The organism is Janthinobacterium algoris, assembly GCF_051380935.1.
GTDB lineage: Bacteria > Pseudomonadota > Gammaproteobacteria > Burkholderiales > Burkholderiaceae_D > Janthinobacterium.
Genome location: NZ_JBNYXZ010000003.1, coordinates 1 through 21,765 on the forward strand (window position 1 = coordinate 1; position 21,765 = coordinate 21,765).

Genomic DNA, 21,765 nt, shown 5'->3' on the forward strand with positions numbered 1-21,765 from the left:
CCACACTTATCGACTGTTAATTGTTAAAGAACGGTATTCGGTACTGCTTATTTACTACTCTCGCGCTATCGACAAAGCGTTGTGTTTGTCAGCTGCGAAGAAGGAAGAGTATGAAGCATTTCAGCACAATCGTCAACTCCTTCTTTTACTGCCCAGCCCCGGAAGACTGCCCCTTTTGTGCCGCAAACTAGTGCGTCTCATCGGGGAGGCGAACTATAGCAAAGCGCCCCGGTAGTAGCAAGGCTTTTGCGGGGCTTTTGCATCCAACTGCTACAATTTCGCCCCCTCAGCGCAAATCCGCGTCCATACATAGAAGATTCACCATGAAACAACAAGCTCAAGGATCAGGCCTGACCCTGAAACGAGCTGGCTTTACCACTGGCTTCGGCGTGCTCGCCGCCACCCTCGGTTCCGCAGTCGGTCTCGGCAATATCTGGAAGTTCCCCTATCTGACAGGCGCCAATGGCGGCGCCGGCTTCCTGCTCATCTATCTGCTCGCCACCTTATTGGTGGGACTACCCGTGATGATCGCGGAAATCACCCTGGGACGCCGGGCCAAGGTCAACCCGATCTCCACCATGGAGCAGCTGGCGCCGAAGGGCAAGCCCTGGTGGCTGGTTGGCGTGATCGGCATGATCGCCGCCTTCCTGATCGTCGCGTTTTATTCGGAAGTGGTGGGCTGGGTGTTTGCCTACATCGCCAAGGCCATCGACGGTTCCATCCTCAGCAGCGACAAGCTGGTGACGGAAGCGGCCTTCGCTTCGCTGATCAGCAATCCCCTGCAATCGCTGTTCTGGCAATGGGGCGTGCTGCTGTTTATCGGTGGCATATTGATGCTGGGCGTGACCAAGGGCATCGAGGCAATCGCCAAGAAACTGATGCCGCTGCTATTTCTGTTACTGCTGCTGCTATGTGCGGTCAGCCTGTCGCTGGATAAAGCGGGTGAAGGCCTGGCATTTTTGTTCCGCCCTGATTTCAGCAAGCTGACGGCTTCCGTCGTGCTGACGGCCATGGGCCTGGCCTTCTTCAAATTGTCCGTCGGCATGGGCACGATGATGACCTACGGCAGCTATTTTCGGGATGACCAGAATATCCCTGTCACCACCTTGCGCGTGATGGCGGCCGACCTCGGTGTATCGATGCTGGCCGGCATCGCTATCTTCCCTGCCGTGTTTACGTTTGGCTTTGCCCCCAGTGCGGGACCGTCGCTGGTGTTCATCACCATCCCTGCCGTGTTTTCGCAAATTCCCATGGGGCAAGCCCTGATGGTGGTGTTCTTTATCCTGGCCGCCGTGGCCGCCACGGGTGCGATGCTGTCGCTGATGGAAGTGCCCGTGGTGATTTTCCATGAACGCTACGGCTGGACGCGTACCAAGGCCACCATCGTAACCATCCTGCTGCTGGCCGTGCTCGGTTCCTTGTGCGCCCTCAGTAACAGCACCTTGGCAGACTTCAAGCTGTTTAACTTGAATATGTTTGATCTGTTCGACTTCGTCTCGTCGAATATCTTCCTGCCGGTGGGCGGCATCGCGATTGCCTTGTTTACAGGCTGGGCCTGGGGCAAACAGCATTTCATTGAGGCGATCAGCAATCACGGCCAGTTACAGAACAAGACCCTGGCGCATGTGCTGCTGTTCCTGCTGCGTTTTGTCTCGCCCGTGCTGATCCTGATCGTGATGCTGAAGGGTTTACAGGTCTTCTAATCAGAGAACCCGGGTGTAGGTCTGGCGCACCAGCACCCGGTCGCCGCAATCGAAATGCCACCATTCGCTGTTGATGCCAAAGAAGCCCGCCTGGAACATGGCGTCGCGCAACAGGCGGCGATGCACCACCTGCTCTTCGGTAATTTCCCCCTTCTCCAGCAAAGTCAGCTCCAGCGCCGGGTGCGAGCGCTCACTCAGATCATCAAAGCTCGTGCCCATGTCCAGTTCCTGACCGTCCGGCCCCACGATGGTGATGTCGAGCGCCATGCCGAACGAGTGAATCGAGCCGCGCGCCGGTTCGGCGATATAGCCGAGCAACTCCGTTCCCTGCAACGCATCCCACAGTTGCTGCTGCACCCGTTGCGGGCGCAGAGCGTCGAGCACCAATAGATGATGATCGGGGCGATGCGCGGCCAGCCAGGCCACGGCCTGTTCCAGGGCAGCGGCCGCATCGCGGTGCAGCCAGGCACAATCGATGGGGCTATATAAATCGCGGCCGACGAAATTGTCGGGAGTAGCGTAGCGCAAGTCGACGGCGATGCCGGCGATGCTGCTCAAATGGCGAAATTGCGGATCGCTGCCGACCGCTTCCAATTGCAACCTTGCAACAGACATCAGACTCCTCTTTCCAGGCAGTTGCGCGCCGCCACGCCAATGCTGTCGGCCAGGCGCCGCGCGCCATGCGACAGCGGCGAGTGGCTCGCCGTCAATAAATACAGTTGGATGGGGATGGTGGGCGCCCAAGGACGGCGTTGCAGCCGCTCGGACGAGCCGGAGGCGGCCGTAAACGGGTCGACCACGGCCATGCCGGCGCCCGCTTCCACCAGCGAACGGGCGATTTGATAGGTTTGCACCACGGTACTAAAGACGGGGTGCATATCCTGCGCCTCGCAGGCGGCAACCACCAGTTCGCCCAACGGATCGTTGTCCGCATGGCCGATCAGCTCGCCGCTGAGGCCATGCGCCGTCAAGGGCGTGCCGCAATCGGCAACATGCCAGGTGCCGGCCGGGGCGATCACCGTCATGACACCGTGCGCAATCGCTTCGGCCACGATGCCCGGATGACGCGGGTCTTGCAGAGACACGGCCAGGTCCGCTTCACCCAGGCGCAAGGTATTGACGATCTCGCCCGTGTGGTGGGTAGCCAGCTGGCAACGCGTGTGGGGAAAGTCACGCCGCCACTCCGTCATGGCAAACGGCAAGACGCTGATGGCGATCGTCGGCGTGGAGACCAGGCGGATGGTTTCCACCGCATGCCCCTTCAGGCTGGCTGCCAGGCGGCGGATTCCCAATAAATCGCGGTTGAGCTTTTCCGTCTCCACAAACAGACGGTGCGCCTCGGGTTTCGGGTACAGCTTGCCCCGCACGCGCTCGAACAGCGGCATGCCCAGTTGCAACTCACAATGCTGCAAGACCTTGGTCACGGCCGGTTGCGAGATATGCAGCACTTGGGCGGCGCCGCTGATGGTGCCAACTTGCATGATGGCGTGAAACACTTCGATATGACGCAGCCGCATGAGCTATTCCTTTACCTTGCTTTGGCCGCCTGGGCCGTCAACGTTCAGCATATAAGAAAAAGTCATGGGCTGGAACGGCCATGCTACTTTGCTACAACAGCAGGTGTTGCAACCGCTGGGGCCGGCGTCGTCAGCACTTCCAGCAGGGCCGCCGTTTCGCCATCGGGCGTGCCGTCAAACAGCGTATTGCGGTATTTCATCTGGAAGGCGATCAGCACATTGCGCGTCGCTTCGTCGAAGATGCCCGTGTTCGGCGTCGCATAGCCGTGCTGCGCCAGCTTTTTCTGGAACCAGACGGCGTCCGGTACTTGCTGCTCAAAAATGAGGCGCTGCGCGGCCACGCGGTTGGCATCGGGCCAGACGATCAGGCCCGCATCGGCCAGTTGGCGCCATGGAAACAACGGACCTGGGTCTTGCTTGCGTTGCGGGGCGATCTCGTTGTGGCCCAGGATATTTTCCGGCGCGATGTTGTAACGCGCCTGGATATCTTTCAGCAACGGAATCAGCTCATCGATTTGCGCCTGCGGGAAGGGATACCAGAGGCGGCCTTCCGGCGTGTCCCTGTAGCCTGGGTTGACGATCTCGATGCCGATCGAACTGACATTCAACTGTGTATAAGTCTTCCAGTTACTCACACCCGCGTGATTGGCCTGACGCGATTCGTCGACCAGCACATAAAACTTCGGCTTGTCCGTGTCGGTCAGTAAATAATGGCTGCTGACCACTTGTTCCGTCAGGATCTTGATCGAGCGGGGCAAGTCGCTGACCGTGTAATGGATGACGATGAATTTCACGCGCGGACTCTGGCTGCGCGCCGTCAAACTATGGTCGAGATGCGGCGCGGGCGTGGTACAGGCGGAGAGCAGGGCCACCAACAGGGCGAGGGCGATTTTTTTCATGAAAGATCCGTGTTCGGGTTAATAAATTGTTTAGTTCTTGCTAGCGGCCCTGGCCGCCACCTTGGCCGCTGCCTCATGCGAACGGGCAACTTTTTGCTCCATTGTCAACGATACAGGCAGAGCGGCACGCATGGCAGCCGCGATGGCCGGGTGCAATTGTGCCGCACGCCCCGCCAGCACCACGGGACGGGGACCGTAGCGTGCCGTCAGGGCCAGCGCCAATCTTGCCAGTTCCTGCCCCGCGCGCTGCAAGATGTCCAACGCCAGCGGGTCGGCATCCGCACTGGCGGCCACGGCCAGCGCCAGCCGGCCGATGGCGCCCCGGTCCTGGCCATACATGAAGGCGCGCGACAGCGACCAGTCGCTGCCGCCCAGATGCGCAAACACGGCCACGGCCATGGGAGACCCTTGCCAACTACCGGGCGCCTCGTCTTCGCAGCGCCAGATGTGGCGCAAGGCTTCGCGCGCGATCCAGTAACCGCCACCGCCATCGTCGAGCAGCACGCCACGCCCGCCCGCGCGGTGAAACACGCCATCCGCATCGATCCAGGCGGCAATCGAACCCGTGCCAGCGTAGACCAGATAACCTTCGCCCGGTTCAAAACTGTCGCGATAGGCGATCTCGATATCGTTGCATAAACTGACGTCAGCGGCGTCCAGCGCCAGCAAGGCGGCCAGCGTTTGCGCCAGCACAACATCGTCGCCGCCAAAGCCCGTCAAGCCCGCCACCACGGCACGCGGCTGGCCGACAGCCAGCACGGCCTGGCACAGCCGGGTAAACGTGGCATGCACGGCTGCGCGGCCCGCATCGCTGCTCATTTGCAGAGCAGACAAGCCTTCCACGGCGCCGTCGGCCACGATGGCGCCGTCAACGGTGGCCAATGCCCAACGCGTCTGCGTGCCGCCCGCGTCGATGCCCAGGCCCAGCACGGGCACCGCATGATGGACTGTAGGGATGGAAATCATGGCATGAGTGTAAAGCCAAGCTGGGCTTGCAGGCATGAAAGCTTGCGCATGTTTCATGCCTGCAGGTTATGGGCTACCGTTAAACGGTCAACAATTACTTGGCGGGGGCCGCAAACGGTGCGCGCACGGTGACGCGGGGGCTTTCATTGCCGAGACGGTCCACGGCGCTGACGACCACCGCATTGACTTTACCGGTGGCATCATCGACCAGGGTCAGTTCGCCCTGCACGCCCGTAACCACAGTAAAGCGCCAGTCTTCGCCATAACGGGCCCAGACGGCGTATTGCGCCACGGGTTTGCCGCTGCCCGCCGTCAATTTGACGTTCAGGCTGGTGGAGTCGCGGCGCAAGGCCAGTACCGGCGTACCCGGTGCTTCCTTGCCCAGCCATGGCGTGGCGGGAATCAGGGCAGGGCTTTGATACACGGTCGCCTTGAGTTGCTCGCTGACACCCTTGCGGTTCTGCATCAGCGGCGCCATGCTGAAATGCACTTGGCCATTCGCGCCGGGGCGCGTGCGCGTCACTTCGATCTGCTTGATGATCTCTTGCGGCGTGAAGGACTTGGCGGAATTGTCGATCCGGCTCGTGTATAGGCCCGGCCACACGTGGCGGCCATACGGGTTTTGCGCCAGCCAGTAGTCGAGCAGCACGCCAAACGCTTGCGGCGCCTGCGCCACGGGCCAGTACAGCTGCGGTGACAGGTAGTCGAGCCAGCCCTTGGCCAGCCACAGTTCCGCATCCGCATACAATTTATCGTACTGGCTGAAGCCGACGATGCCGGCAGGGCGGCGGTCGGGACGGCCGATGCCGAACGGGCTGATGCCGAAGCGCACCCAGCTCTTTTCGCGGTGTATGCCTGTATACAAGGCTTCGATCAGCTGGTTGACGTTCTGGCGGCGCCAGGAAGGGCGGTCCAGCTGGCCACCGGCCAGCAGATATTGCTGCCAGGAAGGCTCATCGGGAAACGGCAGTTCACGCTTGGCGCCGCCATTACCTGCGTCCAGCGCGGCCGTCTCGGCACCGGCGCCGGAGCCAGGCGCGTCGATTGGATACGGATAAAAGTAATCGTCGATGTGCACGCCATCGATATCGTAGCGGCGCACCACGTCCAGCACCACGTCCGTTGTGTGCTTGGAAGCGGCGGCGTCGCCCGGATCCATCCACAGGTAACGGCCGTATTGCTTGACGGACGCCGGGTTGGTGGAAGCAAAACTGTCGCGCGCCAGCGGCGACTTGGCCGTCGCGTGACGGGCCCGGTAAGGGTTGAACCAGGCGTGCAATTCCAGGCCGCGCGCATGCGCCTGCGCTACCCAGAAGGCCAGTGGGTCATACATCGGCAATGGCGGCTGGCCTTGCTTACCGGTCAGGTATTCCGACCATGGCTCCAGCTGCGACGGGTAAATCGTGTCGGCGCTGGGCCGCACCTGCAACACAATCGCGTTCAGATTCAAGGACTTGGCGCGGTCGAGGATGGCCAGCGCTTCAGCTTGCTGCTTGGCTACCGGCAAGTTGCTGCGGCTGGGCCAATCGATATTGGCGACCGTCGAGACCCAGGCGGCGCGGAATTCGCGCGGCGCCGGCGGCGGCACTTCGCCCGTGATGTGCTGCACGGGCGGCACGGCCGGCAAACCCGCGTCGCCCGGCGTCACTGCGGAGGGCATTTTGGTGCTGGTACAGCTGCTGAGTAATGTGGCGGTGGCCAGCGCGGCCAGTACGCCGGCCGTGGCGCCCAGGCGTTTTTTGAAAGTAGACAACAAAACAATTCCTTGCAGTGGTAAAGCGCAGGTCTATCGGTGCGGGCATTTTACTGTGCGCCCGCCATCCTTGCGGGCGCACAGTTCAAAAGAATCAGGCCTCGGCCTTCTTGCCGAATTCGGGATCGATCTTGACCAGCGCGGCCATGATGAAAGCAGGAATGGTGGCGATGCACACCCAGATGAAAAAATGCTGATAACCGAGCATTTGCTGGATCCAGCCGCTGGCCATGCCCGGCAACATCATGCCCAGGGCCATGAAACCCGTACAAATGGCGTAATGGGCCGTTTTATGCGCGCCGTCGGAAACCATGATCATGTACAACATGTAGGATGCGAAACCGAAGCCATAGCCAAATTGCTCCAGGGCGATGCCGCCGGCGATCACATAGATGCTGCTGGGCAAGGCGCTGGCCAGATAAACAAAGACCAGGTCGGGCAAGTGGACGGACAGTACCATGATCCACAAACAGCGTTTCAAGCCGAAGCGGGAAATGATGAATCCGCCCAGCAAGCCACCCAGGGTCAGGGCGATCACGCCGATGGTGCCGTAGACGAGGCCCACCTGTTCCGTGCTGAGGCCCAGGCCGCCCTTGGCAACGGGATCGAGCAGGAAGGGCGCGGCCAGCTTCAACAGCTGCGCTTCACCGAGGCGGAACAGCAGCAAGAAGCCCAGGATGACGAGAATATCCTTCTTCTTGAAAAACGCCGCAAAGGTGGCGATGAATTCCTGCAGCGGAGAAATACCGGCGCCCTGGATGCTGGGGCGGTCATCCTTGGGTTTCGGCAAGACAAAGTAGTGATACAGGAAGAGGGCGATGAACAGACCCGCCAAAATGGCAAACACGACGGACCAGGCCAGCTGCACATTGCCCGTCGCATGCGTCAAATAGCCAGCAAGAAACACCAGGCCACCTTGGCCGGCGATCATCGCCAGCCGGTAAAACGTGCTGCGCACGCCGACAAAGGCCGCCTGCTGGTGCTCTTCCAGCCCCAGCATATAGAAGCCGTCAGCGGCAATATCATGCGTGGCGGAACTGAAGGCCATCAACCAGAAGATGGCTAGGCTGATCTGGAAAAAGTGCGGCAGCGACGTTGTCAGGGCCACCAGCGCCAGCGCGGCGCCGATCACCAACTGCAAGCCGACGATCCAGAAGCGCTTGGTGCGGTACATATCGATGAAGGGCGACCACAGGGGCTTGATGACCCACGGCAGGTACAGCCAGCTGGTGTACAGGGCGATATCCGTATTGGAAAAACCGTAGTTCTTGTACATGATCACGGACAAGGTCATGACCACTACATAGGGGATGCCCTGGCCGAAATACAGGGAAGGGATCCACAGCCACGGCTTATTTGCGCGCGCCGGGGCGGTTTTTTTCACTAGCTCCATACATCCTTCATTGTCTCCCAGACAGAAGAATGCCGCGCCATCGGATTACGCCGCCAGTGCCGCCCGCACACTGCCGTCCGCGCCGGCCAACAATGCCTGTGCCTGGTTTGTGTTGATTTTTTTGATCAAGGCAACTATAGCCACCTTGACGTGATAGTGGCATTGCTCCAGCACGGTCCTGGCCTGCGCCTCACTGGCGCCGGTGGCATGCATGGTCAGACGCACCGCCCGCCAGATCAGCTTGGCGTTGGTCGGCTTCAAGTCTACCATCAAGTTTCCGTAAGTTTTATGCAAACCCACCATCAGGGCGCTGGAAATCGTGTTCAGGGTGATTTTTTGCGCCGTGCCCGCTTTCAAACGCGTGCTGCCGGAAATGACTTCCGTGCCCGTGTCGAGCACGATACCGCATTGCGCCTCATGCGCCACGGGGGCGCCCACGTTGTTGGCGATGCCGATGGTCAAGGCGCCCGCCTTGCGCGCAGCCAGCAGCGCGCCCAGCACATACGGCGTGGCGCCTGAGGCAGCCAGCAAGATCACCACATCGTTAATGTGCGGCTGCAAGGCCAACAAGTCAGCCTCGCCTTGCTGTAAATCATCTTCCGCCCCTTCGACTGCCGTAAACATCGCGCCCGCGCCGCCAGCCAGGATGGCGACGGCCCGCTCGGGCGGCCAGGAAAACGTGGGATTGAGTTCAACGCTATCAAGTACGCCAAGGCGACCCGACGTACCGGCGCCCACATACAGCAGGCGTCCGCCAGCGGCGATGCGGGGCAGGGCGGCCGTGATGGCGGCCGCGATCTGCGGCGACGCCAGCCGCACGGCTTCGACGGCCCAGAACTGGTCATCGACCAGTGCCGCCACCAATTGTTCCACCGGATACAGATCCAGATCCGGATGCCGCAGGCTCGGGGTTTCAGTTTTCAACATGATTTCAGAACATGGTTGAAGATGAAATCAGTTTAATACCGATGTGCAAGATCAGCCATGAAAGCTTGGCGTGCAGGCATAACGGCAGCTTATGGCTAGTGCAGGAACGTGCTGTACTACTTCGATACGGCGGTAAAGCAGTTGCTGAATGTGTTAATTCAAGGGCCTAGAGCCAAGTTCCAGACCCGTTTGTGTCTATACTTGGGTTCGACGCCAACATCAACGACACGCCCCATGATCGCTCGCCAATTGCTGTTCCTGTTTAGCGCCCTTGGCGCCATCAACGGCATTTTCCTGGCCGTCTATTTTTTCAGCCGTCGGCCTCGCTGCCTCGCCGACTGCATGCTCGGTGCATTGCTGCTTGCCGTCGGGGTGCGCACCGCCAAATCCGCCTTCCTCTTCTTCAACCCTGCAATCGCACTCGAATTCCGCCAGCTGGGCTTGTCGGCCTGCCTGCTGATCGGCCCCCTGACCTATCTCTATGTGCGCTCTTTCCTGGCCGGACTCGCGCAACTGCCTGCCGGCCAACAATGGCGCTGGCATCTCGGCTTGTCCTTCCTGCTGATAGTCATTGGCGTTGCCTTTCCGTATTCCGCATATCGTTCTGCGTGGGACCATTCGAGTCATGCCATTCATGTATTCTGGCTATGCTACCTGCTGGCAAGCGCCAGGTTGCTCTGGCAAACCCGCGGTGTATGGTTGAACGACGGACAGCGGATGGCCACCAGCAGCGTGCTCCTGCTGAGCGTCTTTACAGGCAGCTGTGTCATGTTGGCCGCGTACGCGAGCACGCCGTTCACGTCCTATATTGTCGGCGCCTTGTCATTCACCTTCTCGCTGCATGTCGCGGTCATGGTCTTTCTGCTGAGAAAGGAAATCTTGACGCCTGCCGACCCGAAGCAGAAGTACCAAAATAGCCGCCTGACGCACGAAGATGCGCTTGCCGTGCTCGCTGCGCTGGAACAACAGATGAGCGGGCAGAAATCCTATCTGAATCCGAATCTCACCCTGGCCCAACTGGCCAAGCGGGCGGGATGCACGCAGGCGCAGGTATCGCAGGTGCTGAATGACAAGCTGAGCAAGAGCTTCAATACCTACGTCAACGAATACCGTATCGCCGAAGCGAAACAAGTATTGACCGACGAGCCGCAACTCAACCTGGATACCGTTGCCGAGCGCTGCGGATTCAATTCCAGTTCCACCTTCTACTCTACCTTCAAGAAAGTTGCTGGGCAGACGCCCGCCAGCTTCCGGGCCCAACCTAGCCAGGCGGTCAGGGCCATTTCCGCATAAAACTTCTCCGGAATCGCCATTCCGGAGTCTGAAATCATGTTTGGCGACATCAAATCCCCGACACTTCGATAAATTATCGACCACCAGCGATCTGAAATAGTCGTTGCTCCGATAAACGTAGTTCTTCATTGAGGGTAAAGCCATGATTCAGTTTTTATTGCGAACGATACTCGCCTGTTGCTTGCTAAGCATCGGTGCCGTCGCCACCGCCGCAACCGCAGACCAGGACGAAAATGCCATCCGGGAGACCGTGCGCTTGTATCTGCATGGCACCAGCTTCAACGTACAGGACGAGATCAACCAGGCCTTCCATGCCACCGCCCGCCTTTACCTCGATGGCAAAAACGATGCGGAATGGGAGTTGAGCGGTCCGGAATACGCAAAACTCTTTTCCCAAGAGAAAATAGGGCAATTCAATGGGCGTCACGGGCGACTGATCAAGGTGGATGTGAGCGGCAAGGTGGCTACCGCCAAGGCCGAGATCCACATTCCCCAGCAAGGGGTCCGCTATATGGATGTCTTTCTGTTGAAAAAGATCGCTGGCAACTGGAAGATCGTCAGCAAGTCGGCCCATCGCGAGCCATCAGCCGCGCGCCATGCACGCAAGGTGCTGCTGGTCGTGTCGAATGTGCATCAATATCCCGGCACAAAAATTAATGCGGGCAATAATTTCCCCGAGCTGGCCTATACCTATGATGCATTTCGCAAAGCAGGGTACACGGTCGACTTCGTCAGTCCCGAGGGTGGTGCCATTCCTTTGGAAATGATCGTCACGTCGGACGAGCTGCTCAAGAAGCATCTGTACGACAGTGATTTCATGTGGGCACTGGCCCATACCAAGCCCGTCTCCGAGGTCAAGGCAGACGAGTATGCGGGCATCGCTTTCGTCGGCGGCGGCGCGGCCATCGTCGGCATCCCGGAAAACAAGCCGCTCCAGGACATCGCTTTGCGTATCTACGAACAACAAGGTGGGGTGATCGCGGCAATCTGCCATGGCACCGAGGGCATCAAGAATCTGAAGCTCAGTGACGGCACTTTCCTCATCCAGGGCAAGGTGCTCACCTCGTTCCCCGATGCGTTTCTCAACAAGGAATCGGCGATATATAAGGCCTATCCCTTTTCGGCAGAAGGCAGCATCAAGCGCCATGGCGGCATATTCAGGCACGGTGCCAACGGCAAGAGTCACGTCGAGGTCGATGGCCGGCTGGTGACCGGCATGAGCTGGGAGTCGTCCGTCGGCGTGGCGGAATCCATGATCCGCCTGTTCGAGCAGTAGATTTATGGAGCGCGACGCATTTCCGCCACAAAATCATAATGATCGCTGCGGCAATACGAATGCGTGAGCTCCACCGCTTCGCCCGACTCCAGGTAGGCGATGCGCGTAATGAACAGCACGGCCTGGCCATCGGGGATGCCCAGCTGCTTGGCCAGCACGTCCGTCGCATTCATGGCGCGGATGTGCTGCAAGGCGCGCACGGGTGCCTTCTTGATGCTGCTCAAGTATTCATACAGCGAATCGCCCATGGCGGCCGGATCCGGCACCACGCTGAAGGGCAGCACGCTCACTTCATACGCCATCACCACGTCGTCGGCCAGGCGCAAGCGCTCCAGGCGCGCCACTTTCGTATTCTGCGCCAGGCCCAAGCTCAGCTGTTCATCGCTGCTGGCGATGACGACTTCACGCTTGAGCCAGCGCGAGCCGGGGCGGTAGCCGCGCTGCTGCAACTGCTCGGAAAAACTCGACAGGTTCGACAGCGGCTGCTCGATGCGTGGCGCAATATAGTTGCCGGAACCACGGCGGCGCACGACGAGGCCTTGCTCGACGAGCTGGTCGATGGCCTTGCGGGCAGTCACGCGCGATACGTCGAGCAGTTCGGACAGGGTACGTTCGGATGGCAGGGCCTGGTCTACCTGGTAGCGGCCGTTGCGTACGTCATCGCTCAGCTTGCGGGCGATCTGCATATATAAAGGCGAATTGTCATTTAAATCGACCTTGAGTTCTACGCTGGTCTGGCTCATACAGTTCTCCTTGTCCTCCTAGTGTAATAGCGATGGCGCTTGCGCGTAGCCCGTCTACCCATGAATAAATGGAAAATGACCATAAATAACGGTTATACACTTAAAAAAACAATGTTTTACCGTACGTATAGCTTTGCATTATAGATAAATAAGCAATTTTCATTAGCGTAGTAAACCATCGCACCCTATGCTGGCAAGGCCTCCATCCACCATGACACAGGGAAAGCATGATCAACAAAATGAGGGGTTTTCTGGGTTTGCTGCTGCTGGGCACGACCTGGACCGCGCTGGCCGCCCCGCCCGGCAGCGGCACTGAGCAGCTCGCGCAACACGACCAGCAGCGCACGCTCGATGCGGCGCTGTCGGCCATCGTCGATGATCCGCTCCATCCGCTGGCCAGCCTGTCCGTGCTGGCCATCCGTCAGGGCAAGGTGTCGTATCAGCAACAATTTGGCTACCGGCACATCGGCGTTACGCCAGCGGACAGCTTGCCCGTGACGTCGGCCACCCTGTTTCGCATCGCCTCCGTATCGAAGATGATGACCACCCTGGGCCTGATGCGGCTGGTCGAGCAGGGCAAGCTGAGTCTGGATCAGGACGTGGGTATCTATCTGGGCTTTTCCCTGCGCAACCCGCATTTCCCCCAGCAACCGCTGACCCTGCGCAGCCTGCTCAGCCATACCTCCTCGCTGCGCGACGCGGGCGGCTACGCCTGGGGACCAGAACGCAGCTTGCGCGACGTGTTTACGGCTGGGGGCGACCTCATGTGGGATGCAGCTGCGGCGCCGGGCCGCTATTTTACGTATGCCAACCTGAACTGGGGCGTGATCGGCACAGTAATGGAAAAAGTCACGGGCGAGCGCTTCGACTTGCTGATGCGGCGTTTGCTGCTCGATCCCCTCGATGTGCGCGGCGGCTACTACCCGGCGGCATTCTCCAAGGAAGAGCTGGCGAATACGGCCACCCTGTACCGCAAGCGCACGCTCGACACGGAACAGTGGCGTCCGGCAAACCCCTGGATCGCGCAAGCCGATGATGTTTACAATCATCCACCCACCGTGCCCGCTGGCCTGGCCAACTATGTGATCGGCAGCAACGCCACCGTCTTCAGTCCCACGGGCGGCTTGCGCATCTCCGCCGCAGGACTGGGCACGGTCATGCAGATGCTGCTCGACGGTGGCCGCCATCAGGGCAAGCAGCTATTGCAGCCAGCCAGTATCGCCTTGATGTTTGCCCGGCAATGGCAACTGGCGCCCGATGGAAGCAATGGCAACAGCGAACAGGGCCTGTACCGCGCCTGGGGCCTGGGCAACCAGCAGTTCGATGCGGTGGCGGGGCAGGGCAACGGCCTGGTCGGGGGCGCCAGCTTCACGGCCGTGGGCCACCTGGGCGACGCGTATGGCCTCGTCTCCGCCTTCGTGCTCGATTTCAAGAACAAGAATGGCATGGTGATGCTGGTGGGCGGCACGGGCAGCGATCCCGCGCAATATCCGGGCACATATTCCGCCATGGGGCGCAGCGAGGAATTGATACTCACCACCTTATACCGTGGTGCGATTGACAAGCATGAAAAATGTGCACCAAAATAGTGCATTCCTGAAAGTTATGGCTGCACCATGATGTTTCATTGGCTCCCTGAACGGCCAGCCTCTAAGCTCTTCCCGAATGCTTCCGCACCATGGGAGCGCAACGCAGCGAGGCAACATGCAGCAACAAGTCATCATCATCGGCGGCGGCGTCGTCGGTCTGACATCGGCCTGGTGGCTGGCCGAGGCCGGCTACAAGGTCACTGTACTCGAACGCAATGAACAGGTGGCGATCGCCGCCAGCTACCGCAATGGCGGCCAGCTCAGCTATCGCTATGTGGCGCCGCTGGCCGACGCGGGCGTCCCCTTCAAAGCCCTGCAATGGCTGCTGCAGAAAGATGGTCCGCTGCGCTTCCGGCCCGAAGCGGACTGGCGCCAATGGCGCTGGATGGCCAGTTTCCTGCGCAATTGCAACAGCGCCAGCAATGCCCGCACGACGGCCAAGCTGCTGCAACTGGGCGAATGGAGCCGCGCCGGCATGGCGCAGCTGGAATTGACGGTGCCGCCCGAAGCGTACGCCTGGCGCGATGCGGGCAAGCTCATCGTCTATCGTTCGCCGGCCATCTTTCAGCGGGCCGTGGCCCGGCCCGAGTCGGAAGAGGCGCGCATCGTCTTGTCTCCCGCAGAAGCGGTGCAGCGCGAACCGGCGCTGGCCGCCTTGCAGGGTTCCCTGGCGGGCGGCATCTTCACGCAAGGCGAAGCGGTGGCCGATTGCCACGCTTTTTGCCTGGCGCTGGAAGCGCGCCTGCTGCAGCACCCGAATTGTTCACTGATATTAAAAGGCGAGGCGCGCCGCCTCGTCACGCGCAATGGCAAGATCGCGGGCGTCGACACCAACCTGGGCTTGCTGGAAGCGGACCACTACGTGCTGGCAGCCGGCATCCAGAGCCGCGACCTGGCCGCCACGGCGGGTATCTACCTGCCCCTGTACCCGCTGAAAGGCTACAGCCTGACGGCACCCATTCGCGCGCAAGACCGGGCGCCCGAGATCAGCATCACGGATTTCGAACGCAAGGTGCTGTATGCGCGCATCGGTGGCGACTTGCGCGTGGCGGCCATGGTCGACATGGTGGGTGCCGACAACAGCATCGATTGGAACCGCATCGCGGGCCTGACGCGGCTGGCGCGCGAAGCCATGCCGCACGGCGCCGATTACGACCAGGCCACGGCCTGGGCCGGCTTGCGCCCCGCCACGCCGAACAGCGCGCCGCTGGTGGGCGCCAGCAAATATACGAACCTGTGGCTGAACGTGGGCCATGGCCCGCTGGGCTTTACCTTCGCCGCCGGCACGGCGCGCATCCTGGCCGACCTGATGGCGGGCAAGGCGCCACCGTTCGCGCTGGACTTCCTCAGTCCTCGACAATAAGCGCACCAGCGGCGGCGGCGACCGATGCCGCCGTTATGGCGGATAATTGCGGGACTTTCCTGTTCCCTCATCTCTGTTCATTATTGCCAGCGCATGCCCACACCTTCGACATCTGCCGCCTGCCCCTGTGGCGGCGCCTCCTACGCCAGCTGCTGCGGCCCATACATCGCGGGCACTGCCTTGCCGCCCACGGCCGAAGCCCTGATGCGCTCGCGCTACACGGCGTTTACCTTGCGCGATGAAGCCTACCTGCGCGCTACCTGGCATGCCAGCACCCGCCCCGACGACGCTTTATTTGCCGAAGAAGAAAAAGTTCACTGGCTGGGACTTGAGGTAAAATCTGCTTTACGTTTACGTCAACGTAAAGCAGAATCAGCAGATCAAGCCGAAGAGATACACCGCGACAGCGTGGAATTCGTGGCCCGCTACAAGGTCAACGGCCGCGCGCACCGCCTGCATGAAGTGAGCCGCTTCGTGCGCGAGACGCAAGAAGACGGTGGTGCCTTGCGCTGGTTTTATCTCGACGGCAGTTTTCCCGAATAGCGCGACCCGAGAGACCGGGCGATCATAAAAAGGAACCGCAATGCCGCACATCGAAAGCAAACTCAATCCGCGCAGTGAAGATTTCAAGGCCAATGCCGCGGCCATGCAAGCCATCGTCGACGATTTGCGCGACAAGGTGGAGAAAATCGCGGCCGGCGGCGGCGAAGCGGCAGCCGCCAAGCACCTGGCGCGCGGAAAACTACTGCCACGCGACCGCGTGCAAATGCTGCTCGATCCCGGCACGCCCTTCCTCGAGTTTTCCCAGATGGCGGCCTACGCCATGTACCAGGACGCCAAAGGCGTCGATGCGGCGCCTTCCGCCGGCATCATCACCGGCATCGGCAGGGTCTCGGGCCAGGAATGCGTCATCGTCTGCAACGACGCCACCGTCAAGGGCGGCACCTACTACCCGATGACGGTGAAAAAGCATTTGCGCGCCCAGGAAATCGCCGACCAGAACAAGCTGCCCTGCATCTACCTGGTCGACTCGGGTGGCGCCAACCTGCCGAACCAGGACGACGTCTTCCCCGACCGCGACCATTTCGGCCGCATTTTTTATAACCAGGCGAATTTGTCGGCCAAGGGCATCCCGCAGATCGCCGTGGTGATGGGCTCTTGCACGGCGGGCGGCGCTTACGTGCCGGCCATGAGCGACGAATCGATCATCGTCAAGGAGCAGGGCACGATTTTCCTCGGTGGCCCGCCGCTGGTGAAAGCGGCGACGGGCGAAGTGGTAACGGCCGAAGACCTCGGTGGCGGCGACGTGCATACGCGCTTGTCCGGCGTGGTCGACCACCTGGCGCAGAACGATTTGCACGCGCTGTCGCTGGCGCGCACCATCGTTTCGAACCTGAACCGCACCAAGCCGCAGCAGATGGCGCTGCGCGAGTCCGTCGAGCCGAAATACCCGACGCAGGAACTGTATGGCGTGATCCCTGTCGATACGCGCAAGCCCTTCGATGTGAGGGAAGTGATCGCGCGCATCGTCGACGGCAGCGATTTCGACGAGTTCAAGGCCCGCTACGGCACCACCTTGATCTGCGGCTTTGCGCATATCTATGGCGTCAAAGTGGGCATCATCGCCAATAACGGCATCTTGTTCTCCGAATCGGCCTTGAAAGGCACGCATTTCATCGAATTGTGCTGCCAGCGCAAGATCCCGCTGGTCTTCCTGCAAAATATCACGGGCTTCATGGTGGGGCGCAAATACGAAAACGAGGGCATCGCCCGCAATGGCGCCAAGATGGTCACGGCCGTCGCCACGGCGGCCGTGCCGAAATTCACGGTCATCATCGGCGGCAGCTTCGGCGCCGGCAACTACGGCATGTGCGGCCGCGCGTTTTCTCCCCGCTTCATGTGGATGTGGCCGAATGCGCGCATTTCCGTCATGGGCGGCGACCAGGCAGCCTCCGTGCTGGCGACCGTCAAGCGCGACGGCATCGAAGGCAAGGGCGGCGCATGGAGCGCGGACGAGGAAGCGGCCTTCAAGCAGCCGATCAAGGATCAATACGAACACCAGGGCCACCCATACTATGCCACCGCGCGTCTGTGGGACGATGGCGTGATCGACCCGGCCGATACCCGCATGGTGCTGGGCCTGGGCCTGTCGGCCTCCTTGAACGCGGAAATCCCGGACACGAAGTTCGGCATCTTCCGCATGTGATGCAAAGGGACTAAAGAGCATGGAATTCGAAACACTGAAACTGGTCATCGAGGGCAATGTCGCCACCGTGACCCTGAACCGCCCCGACGTGCGCAACGCCTTCAACGAGACGACGATCGCCGAACTGGCCCGGGCCTTTGAAGGCCTGGGACGCAGCGAGATGGTGCGCGCCATCGTGCTGTCGGCGAAGGGCGCAGCCTTTTGCGCCGGCGCGGACTTGAACTGGATGAAGAAGATGGCCGGCTACACGCTTGCCGAAAACCAGGCCGACGCGCTGCAGCTGGCGCAGATGCTGCGCACGATTTACCTGTGTCCCAAGCCCGTGGTGGCAAAGATCCAGGGCGACTGTTATGCGGGCGGCATGGGCCTGGTCGCCGCATGCGATATCATTCTGGTTGCGGAAGACGTGCATTTCTGCCTGAGCGAAGTGCGGCTGGGACTGATCCCGGCCACTATTTCACCGTATGTCATCAAGGCCATGGGCGAAAACGCGGCACGCCGCTATTTCCTGACCGCCGAGCGATTCTCGGCACAGGAAGCGCTACGCATCGGCTTTGCCCACGAGGTAGTCGCTGGCGACGCGCTGGACGCGAAAACCTTGGAGGTGCTGAAAGCGCTGACGGGTAACAGCCCGCACGCCGTGGCGCAAGCGAAAACGCTGGTGCGCGAGATCGCCGGCCAGCCGGTCGACGACGTGCTGCTGGCGGACACGGCCGAGCGCATCGCGCAAATCCGCGCCTCGGAGCAGGGACGCGAAGGCGTGCAATCGTTCCTCGACAAGCGCAAGCCGAGTTGGCTCATGGGCTAGCAATATCACTGGAGCAGTTTTGAAAGCAGAAAAACAATCGGGCTGGGTCGAACGCAGTCTGCGCAGCGTGTGGCATCCGTGCACGCAAATGCAGCACCACGAGACTGTACCGCTCATCCCCGTCAGCCACGGCCGCGGCGCCTGGCTGTATGACCACGAAGGCCGACGCTACCTGGACGCCATCAGTTCCTGGTGGGTGAACCTGTTCGGCCATGCCAATCCGCGCATCAATGCGGAACTGAAGGATCAACTGGACCGGCTGGAACACGCCATGCTGGCCGGGTTCACGCATGAACCGGTGGTCGAACTGTCGGAAAAGCTGTCGGCGTTGACCGGCGGCGTGCTCGGTCACAGCTTTTACGCCTCCGACGGCGCCTCGGCCGTGGAAATCGCCCTGAAAATGAGCTTTCACGCCTGGCGCAACAGCGGCAAAAGTGAAAAGCAGGAATTCGTCTGTCTAAAAGGCAGCTACCACGGCGAAACCATAGGCGCCCTGGCCGTCACCGATGTCGCCCTGTTCAAGGATGCCTACGGCCCCTTGCTGCGCGCATCAACGACCGTGATGTCGCCCGACTTCCGCCAGGCGGCAGAGGGAGAGTCCGCCGAGGATGTGGCGCGCCGCGCCGCCGCCGACGTGGAACTTTTGTTCCAGGAAAAATCGGACAAAATCGCCGCCATCATCATCGAGCCGCTGGTGCAGTGCGCCACCGGCATGGCCATGCACGACCCCTTGTACCTGTCGCTGGTGCGCGCCCTGTGCGACCGCTATCAAGTCCACCTGATCCTCGATGAAATCGCCGTCGGTTGCGGGCGCACGGGCACCTTCTTTGCCTGCGAACAGGCCGGCATCTGGCCCGACTTCGTCTGCCTGTCGAAAGGCATCAGCGGCGGCTACCTGCCTTTATCGCTGGTGATGACGCGCGAAGACATCTACCAGGCCTTCTACAGCACCGACGTGCGACGCGGCTTTTTGCATTCGCACTCGTACACGGGCAACCCGCTGGCCTGCCGCGCGGCGCTGGCGACCCTGTCGATTTTCAAGGAAGACGATGTGCTGGTGGCCAACCGGGAGCGCGCAGACAAGATCACGCACGCCCTGGCACCGCTGGCGCAGCACGAGCGCGTAAAACACTTCCGCCAGCAGGGCATGATCTGGGCCTTTGACGCCATCGATGCGGCGCCCGATTTTTCGCGCCGCTTCTTCAGCACCGCACTGGAACATGAACTGCTGATGCGCCCCATCGGTTCGACCATCTACCTGATGCCGCCGTACATCCTCGACGACGCAGAAATCGCGGGCCTGGGCCAGCAAACCCTGGCCGTCTTCAACAAAGTGATCGGAGCCTGAGATGGAGCTGATCGCGCGATTACAACAGCAGCTGCAGGGGCTGGAAGAGCGCAGCCTGATTCGCCGCCGCCGCACCGTCGACACGCCATGCGCGCCGCGCCTGACGGTGGACGGACGCGACATGCTGGCCTTTTGCAGCAATGACTACCTGGGCCTGGCGTCGCATCCGCGCATCGTGGCAGCGCTGAAAGAGGGCGCCGATCTGTATGGCGCCGGCAGCGGCGCTTCGCACCTGATCAGTGGTCATAGCCGCGCCCACGCACAGCTGGAAGAGCGCCTGGCCGCTTTCGTGGGCGCCAACCTGGAACAGGCGCGCGCCCTGTATTTCTGCACCGGCTACATGGCTAATTTAGCCGTGCTGACCGCCCTGGCCGCCGGTGATGCCGAAGCCGAGATCTTCTCGGAAGCGCTGAACCATGCCTCGCTGATCGACGGCACGCGCCTGGCCCGCGTCAAGACGCGCGTGTATCCGCATGCGGACCTGGACGCGCTTGCGGTCCTGCTGGCGGCCAGCACGGCAGCAACCAAGATCGTCGTCACCGACAGCATCTTCAGCATGGATGGCGACCTGGCGCCGCTGCCCGCGCTGCTGGCCTTGTGCGAGCAACACGGCGCCTGGCTGGTGGTCGACGACGCACACGGCTTCGGCACGCTGGGCGAGAACGGCCGCGGCGCGCTCGAACACTTCGACCTACAGTCGCCGCACCTGGTGTATGTGGGCACGCTGGGCAAATCGGCCGGCGTGGGTGGCGCCTTTGTTTGCGCGCATGAGGCAGTGATCGAAACCCTGATCCAGAAGGCGCGCCCGTACATTTTCACCACGGCGGCAGCGCCGGCGCTGGCGCATGCGCTCTTGGCCAGCCTGGACATCATCGCCGGCGACGAAGGAAAACAACGTCGGGTGCACCTGGCGACGCTGGTGGCGCAATGGAACCAGGGCTTGCAGCTGCAACGCTGGCAAGCCTTGCCGTCATTGAGCGCCATCCAGCCCGTCATCATCGGCGACAACGCGGAAATGATGGGCATCGCCGCCCAACTGTACCAGCAGGGGCTGTGGGTAGGGGCGATCCGCCCGCCTACCGTGCCGGCAGGTACGGCGCGCCTGCGCGTGACCCTGTCGGCCGGCCACACGGCGCAGGAAGTGGCGCAATTGATCAACGCAGTCAACACCTTGGAAAGGACTCGCCATGAGCCTTGATGATCCTGTCCTGGCAGAAGTGTCAGCAGTACCGGCCGTGCGGCCGGCACCCGCTACCACCGGCCTGCCATCGCGCTTTGCCTGTTTCGTCACCGGTACCGACACGGAAATCGGCAAGACCCTGACGTCGTCGGCCCTGCTGCACGCGCTGGTCGCGCGCGGCGTGCGCGCCTGCGGCATGAAGCCCGTGGCCGCCGGCGCCGAGATGCGCGACGGCGAACTGCATAATGATGACGCCGACAGCCTGATCGCCGCCGGCAACGTCACCATGCTGCGCAACCTGACCACGCCCTATATGCTGAAGGAGCCGGCCGCGCCACACATCGCCGCCGCTCTCGACGGCGTGTGTATCGAATCGGTGCCCATCCTGGCCGCCTACCTGGAAATCGCCGCCGCCTCGGACGCCGTCGTGGTCGAAGGCGTGGGTGGTTTTCGCGTGCCGCTGTCGCCCGGTTTCGACTCGGCCGACCTAGCGCAGCAGCTCGACTTGCCGGTGATCCTGGTGGTCGGCATGCGCCTCGGTTGCATCAGCCAGGCCTTGCTGACGGTGGAAGCCATCGAAGCGCGCGGCCTGACCGTGATCGGCTGGGTCGCCAACACCCTGGAAGTGGAAATGCGCTTCCTCGACGAAAATATCGATGCACTGATCGAGCACATCCCGGCGCCGCTGCTGGGCAAGGTGCCGCGCCTGGCGCAGCCCAGCGCAGAAGCGGCGGCGGCGTATCTCGATTTCACCGGTTTGCCCAACTGGCCGGCGCAACATCCGCACAATTAAACCGAACA

The 21,765-nt window shown here is 61.3% G+C and carries 20 protein-coding genes; 12 read left to right on the top strand and 8 right to left on the bottom strand.

All coding sequences use genetic code 11. The features are described from left to right. A partial coding sequence (locus tag ACQ4W7_RS04930) for a hypothetical protein (RefSeq protein ID WP_436528893.1) occupies positions 1–235 on the top strand: 235 nt, incomplete at its 5' end. Between the two features lie 88 nt (positions 236–323). Then, complete coding sequence (locus ACQ4W7_RS04935; RefSeq protein WP_436528895.1) at positions 324–1,703, top strand: sodium-dependent transporter; 1,380 nt, start codon at positions 324–326, stop codon at positions 1,701–1,703. Here ACQ4W7_RS04935 and ACQ4W7_RS04940 read toward each other — a convergent pair whose 3' ends face one another. The 7 genes from ACQ4W7_RS04940 to ACQ4W7_RS04970 all read right to left on the bottom strand — a co-directional run bounded on the left by ACQ4W7_RS04940 (position 1,704) and on the right by ACQ4W7_RS04970 (position 9,158). Beyond that, positions 1,704–2,318, bottom strand: a complete 615-nt coding sequence (locus ACQ4W7_RS04940) for a M15 family metallopeptidase (RefSeq protein ID WP_436528897.1) — start codon at positions 2,316–2,318, stop codon at positions 1,704–1,706. Beyond that, positions 2,318–3,220, bottom strand: a complete 903-nt coding sequence (locus tag ACQ4W7_RS04945) for a LysR family transcriptional regulator (RefSeq protein ID WP_426075149.1) — start codon at positions 3,218–3,220, stop codon at positions 2,318–2,320. The genes ACQ4W7_RS04940 and ACQ4W7_RS04945 overlap by 1 nt, the downstream gene beginning before the upstream one ends. Before the next feature lie 83 nt (positions 3,221–3,303). After that, entirely contained in the window at positions 3,304–4,119 is an 816-nt protein-coding gene (locus ACQ4W7_RS04950) for an N-acetylmuramoyl-L-alanine amidase (RefSeq protein ID WP_426075147.1), read from the bottom strand. A 30-nt stretch (positions 4,120–4,149) separates the two neighbouring features. After that, positions 4,150–5,085, bottom strand: coding sequence for a BadF/BadG/BcrA/BcrD ATPase family protein (locus ACQ4W7_RS04955; RefSeq protein WP_436528900.1), 936 nt, complete (start codon positions 5,083–5,085; stop codon positions 4,150–4,152). Positions 5,086–5,179: 94 nt separating this feature from the next. Next, on the bottom strand, positions 5,180–6,841 hold the full coding sequence (locus ACQ4W7_RS04960; protein ID WP_436528902.1) for a glycoside hydrolase family 10-like protein: 1,662 nt from the start codon (positions 6,839–6,841) through the stop codon (positions 5,180–5,182). A gap of 91 nt (positions 6,842–6,932) precedes the next feature. Further along, positions 6,933–8,231, bottom strand: a complete 1,299-nt coding sequence (locus tag ACQ4W7_RS04965; RefSeq protein ID WP_426075143.1) for an MFS transporter — start codon at positions 8,229–8,231, stop codon at positions 6,933–6,935. A 45-nt stretch (positions 8,232–8,276) separates the two neighbouring features. Further along, a complete protein-coding gene (locus ACQ4W7_RS04970) occupies positions 8,277–9,158 on the bottom strand; it encodes an N-acetylmuramic acid 6-phosphate etherase (RefSeq protein WP_436528905.1) in 882 nt (293 codons plus the stop codon). Between the two features lie 234 nt (positions 9,159–9,392). On the opposite strand from ACQ4W7_RS04970, the gene ACQ4W7_RS04975 reads away from it, so the two are divergent. Further along, the gene (locus ACQ4W7_RS04975; protein WP_436528907.1) at positions 9,393–10,451 is read left to right on the top strand and encodes a helix-turn-helix transcriptional regulator; all 1,059 of its coding nucleotides are present in this window, start codon (positions 9,393–9,395) and stop codon (positions 10,449–10,451) included. 142 nt (positions 10,452–10,593) lie between these two features. Beyond that, on the top strand, positions 10,594–11,727 hold the full coding sequence (locus ACQ4W7_RS04980) for a nuclear transport factor 2 family protein (protein WP_436528909.1): 1,134 nt from the start codon (positions 10,594–10,596) through the stop codon (positions 11,725–11,727). A 2-nt stretch (positions 11,728–11,729) separates the two neighbouring features. Here the strand turns inward: ACQ4W7_RS04980 and ACQ4W7_RS04985 are convergent, their stop codons facing one another. Continuing rightward, the gene (locus ACQ4W7_RS04985) at positions 11,730–12,470 is read right to left on the bottom strand and encodes a GntR family transcriptional regulator (RefSeq protein ID WP_096232721.1); all 741 of its coding nucleotides are present in this window, start codon (positions 12,468–12,470) and stop codon (positions 11,730–11,732) included. Positions 12,471–12,697: 227 nt separating this feature from the next. Here ACQ4W7_RS04985 and ACQ4W7_RS04990 point away from each other — a divergent pair, with 227 nt between their 5' ends. From ACQ4W7_RS04990 to bioD, 8 genes are all read left to right on the top strand, one after another. Beyond that, positions 12,698–14,059 (top strand): serine hydrolase domain-containing protein, encoded by a 1,362-nt coding sequence (locus tag ACQ4W7_RS04990; RefSeq protein ID WP_436528911.1) that lies wholly within the window; start codon positions 12,698–12,700, stop codon positions 14,057–14,059. Between the two features lie 76 nt (positions 14,060–14,135). Next, entirely contained in the window at positions 14,136–15,422 is a 1,287-nt protein-coding gene (locus ACQ4W7_RS04995; RefSeq protein WP_436528913.1) for a D-amino acid dehydrogenase, read from the top strand. Positions 15,423–15,515: 93 nt separating this feature from the next. Then, positions 15,516–15,965 (top strand): YchJ family protein, encoded by a 450-nt coding sequence (locus ACQ4W7_RS05000; protein WP_436528915.1) that lies wholly within the window; start codon positions 15,516–15,518, stop codon positions 15,963–15,965. A gap of 40 nt (positions 15,966–16,005) precedes the next feature. Then, on the top strand, positions 16,006–17,628 hold the full coding sequence (locus ACQ4W7_RS05005; protein ID WP_426074684.1) for a carboxyl transferase domain-containing protein: 1,623 nt from the start codon (positions 16,006–16,008) through the stop codon (positions 17,626–17,628). A gap of 19 nt (positions 17,629–17,647) precedes the next feature. Beyond that, positions 17,648–18,436 (top strand): enoyl-CoA hydratase/isomerase family protein, encoded by a 789-nt coding sequence (locus tag ACQ4W7_RS05010; RefSeq protein ID WP_426074685.1) that lies wholly within the window; start codon positions 17,648–17,650, stop codon positions 18,434–18,436. Between the two features lie 19 nt (positions 18,437–18,455). Next, positions 18,456–19,784, top strand: coding sequence for an adenosylmethionine--8-amino-7-oxononanoate transaminase (gene bioA / locus ACQ4W7_RS05015; protein ID WP_436528918.1), 1,329 nt, complete (start codon positions 18,456–18,458; stop codon positions 19,782–19,784). 1 nt (position 19,785) lies between these two features. Beyond that, positions 19,786–20,982: an 8-amino-7-oxononanoate synthase gene (gene bioF / locus ACQ4W7_RS05020; RefSeq protein WP_436528920.1), complete on the top strand. Its 1,197-nt coding sequence runs from the start codon at positions 19,786–19,788 to the stop codon at positions 20,980–20,982. Then, on the top strand, positions 20,972–21,757 hold the full coding sequence (bioD, locus tag ACQ4W7_RS05025) for a dethiobiotin synthase (protein WP_436528922.1): 786 nt from the start codon (positions 20,972–20,974) through the stop codon (positions 21,755–21,757). Before bioF ends, bioD begins: the two co-directional genes overlap by 11 nt. Positions 21,758–21,765 lie beyond the last annotated feature (8 nt).

What these genes read in the sequence shown, in the direction of transcription:
- ACQ4W7_RS04935 (WP_436528895.1), top strand. Translation starts at nt 324, where the DNA reads ATGAAACAACAAGCTCAAGGATCAGGCCTGACCCTGAAACGAGCTGGC.
- ACQ4W7_RS04945 (WP_426075149.1), bottom strand. Translation starts at nt 3,220, where the DNA reads ATGCGGCTGCGTCATATCGAAGTGTTTCACGCCATCATGCAAGTTGGC.
- ACQ4W7_RS04995 (WP_436528913.1), top strand. Translation starts at nt 14,136, where the DNA reads ATGCTTCCGCACCATGGGAGCGCAACGCAGCGAGGCAACATGCAGCAA.
- ACQ4W7_RS05010 (WP_426074685.1), top strand. Translation starts at nt 17,648, where the DNA reads ATGGAATTCGAAACACTGAAACTGGTCATCGAGGGCAATGTCGCCACC.
- bioF (WP_436528920.1), top strand. Translation starts at nt 19,786, where the DNA reads ATGGAGCTGATCGCGCGATTACAACAGCAGCTGCAGGGGCTGGAAGAG.
- ACQ4W7_RS04975 (WP_436528907.1), top strand. Translation starts at nt 9,393, where the DNA reads ATGATCGCTCGCCAATTGCTGTTCCTGTTTAGCGCCCTTGGCGCCATC.
- ACQ4W7_RS04970 (WP_436528905.1), bottom strand. Translation starts at nt 9,158, where the DNA reads ATGTTGAAAACTGAAACCCCGAGCCTGCGGCATCCGGATCTGGATCTG.
- ACQ4W7_RS04985 (WP_096232721.1), bottom strand. Translation starts at nt 12,470, where the DNA reads ATGAGCCAGACCAGCGTAGAACTCAAGGTCGATTTAAATGACAATTCG.
- bioD (WP_436528922.1), top strand. Translation starts at nt 20,972, where the DNA reads ATGAGCCTTGATGATCCTGTCCTGGCAGAAGTGTCAGCAGTACCGGCC.
- ACQ4W7_RS04980 (WP_436528909.1), top strand. Translation starts at nt 10,594, where the DNA reads ATGATTCAGTTTTTATTGCGAACGATACTCGCCTGTTGCTTGCTAAGC.
- ACQ4W7_RS04940 (WP_436528897.1), bottom strand. Translation starts at nt 2,318, where the DNA reads ATGTCTGTTGCAAGGTTGCAATTGGAAGCGGTCGGCAGCGATCCGCAA.
- ACQ4W7_RS05005 (WP_426074684.1), top strand. Translation starts at nt 16,006, where the DNA reads ATGCCGCACATCGAAAGCAAACTCAATCCGCGCAGTGAAGATTTCAAG.
- ACQ4W7_RS04950 (WP_426075147.1), bottom strand. Translation starts at nt 4,119, where the DNA reads ATGAAAAAAATCGCCCTCGCCCTGTTGGTGGCCCTGCTCTCCGCCTGT.
- ACQ4W7_RS04955 (WP_436528900.1), bottom strand. Translation starts at nt 5,085, where the DNA reads ATGATTTCCATCCCTACAGTCCATCATGCGGTGCCCGTGCTGGGCCTG.
- ACQ4W7_RS05000 (WP_436528915.1), top strand. Translation starts at nt 15,516, where the DNA reads ATGCCCACACCTTCGACATCTGCCGCCTGCCCCTGTGGCGGCGCCTCC.
- ACQ4W7_RS04990 (WP_436528911.1), top strand. Translation starts at nt 12,698, where the DNA reads ATGATCAACAAAATGAGGGGTTTTCTGGGTTTGCTGCTGCTGGGCACG.
- ACQ4W7_RS04965 (WP_426075143.1), bottom strand. Translation starts at nt 8,231, where the DNA reads ATGGAGCTAGTGAAAAAAACCGCCCCGGCGCGCGCAAATAAGCCGTGG.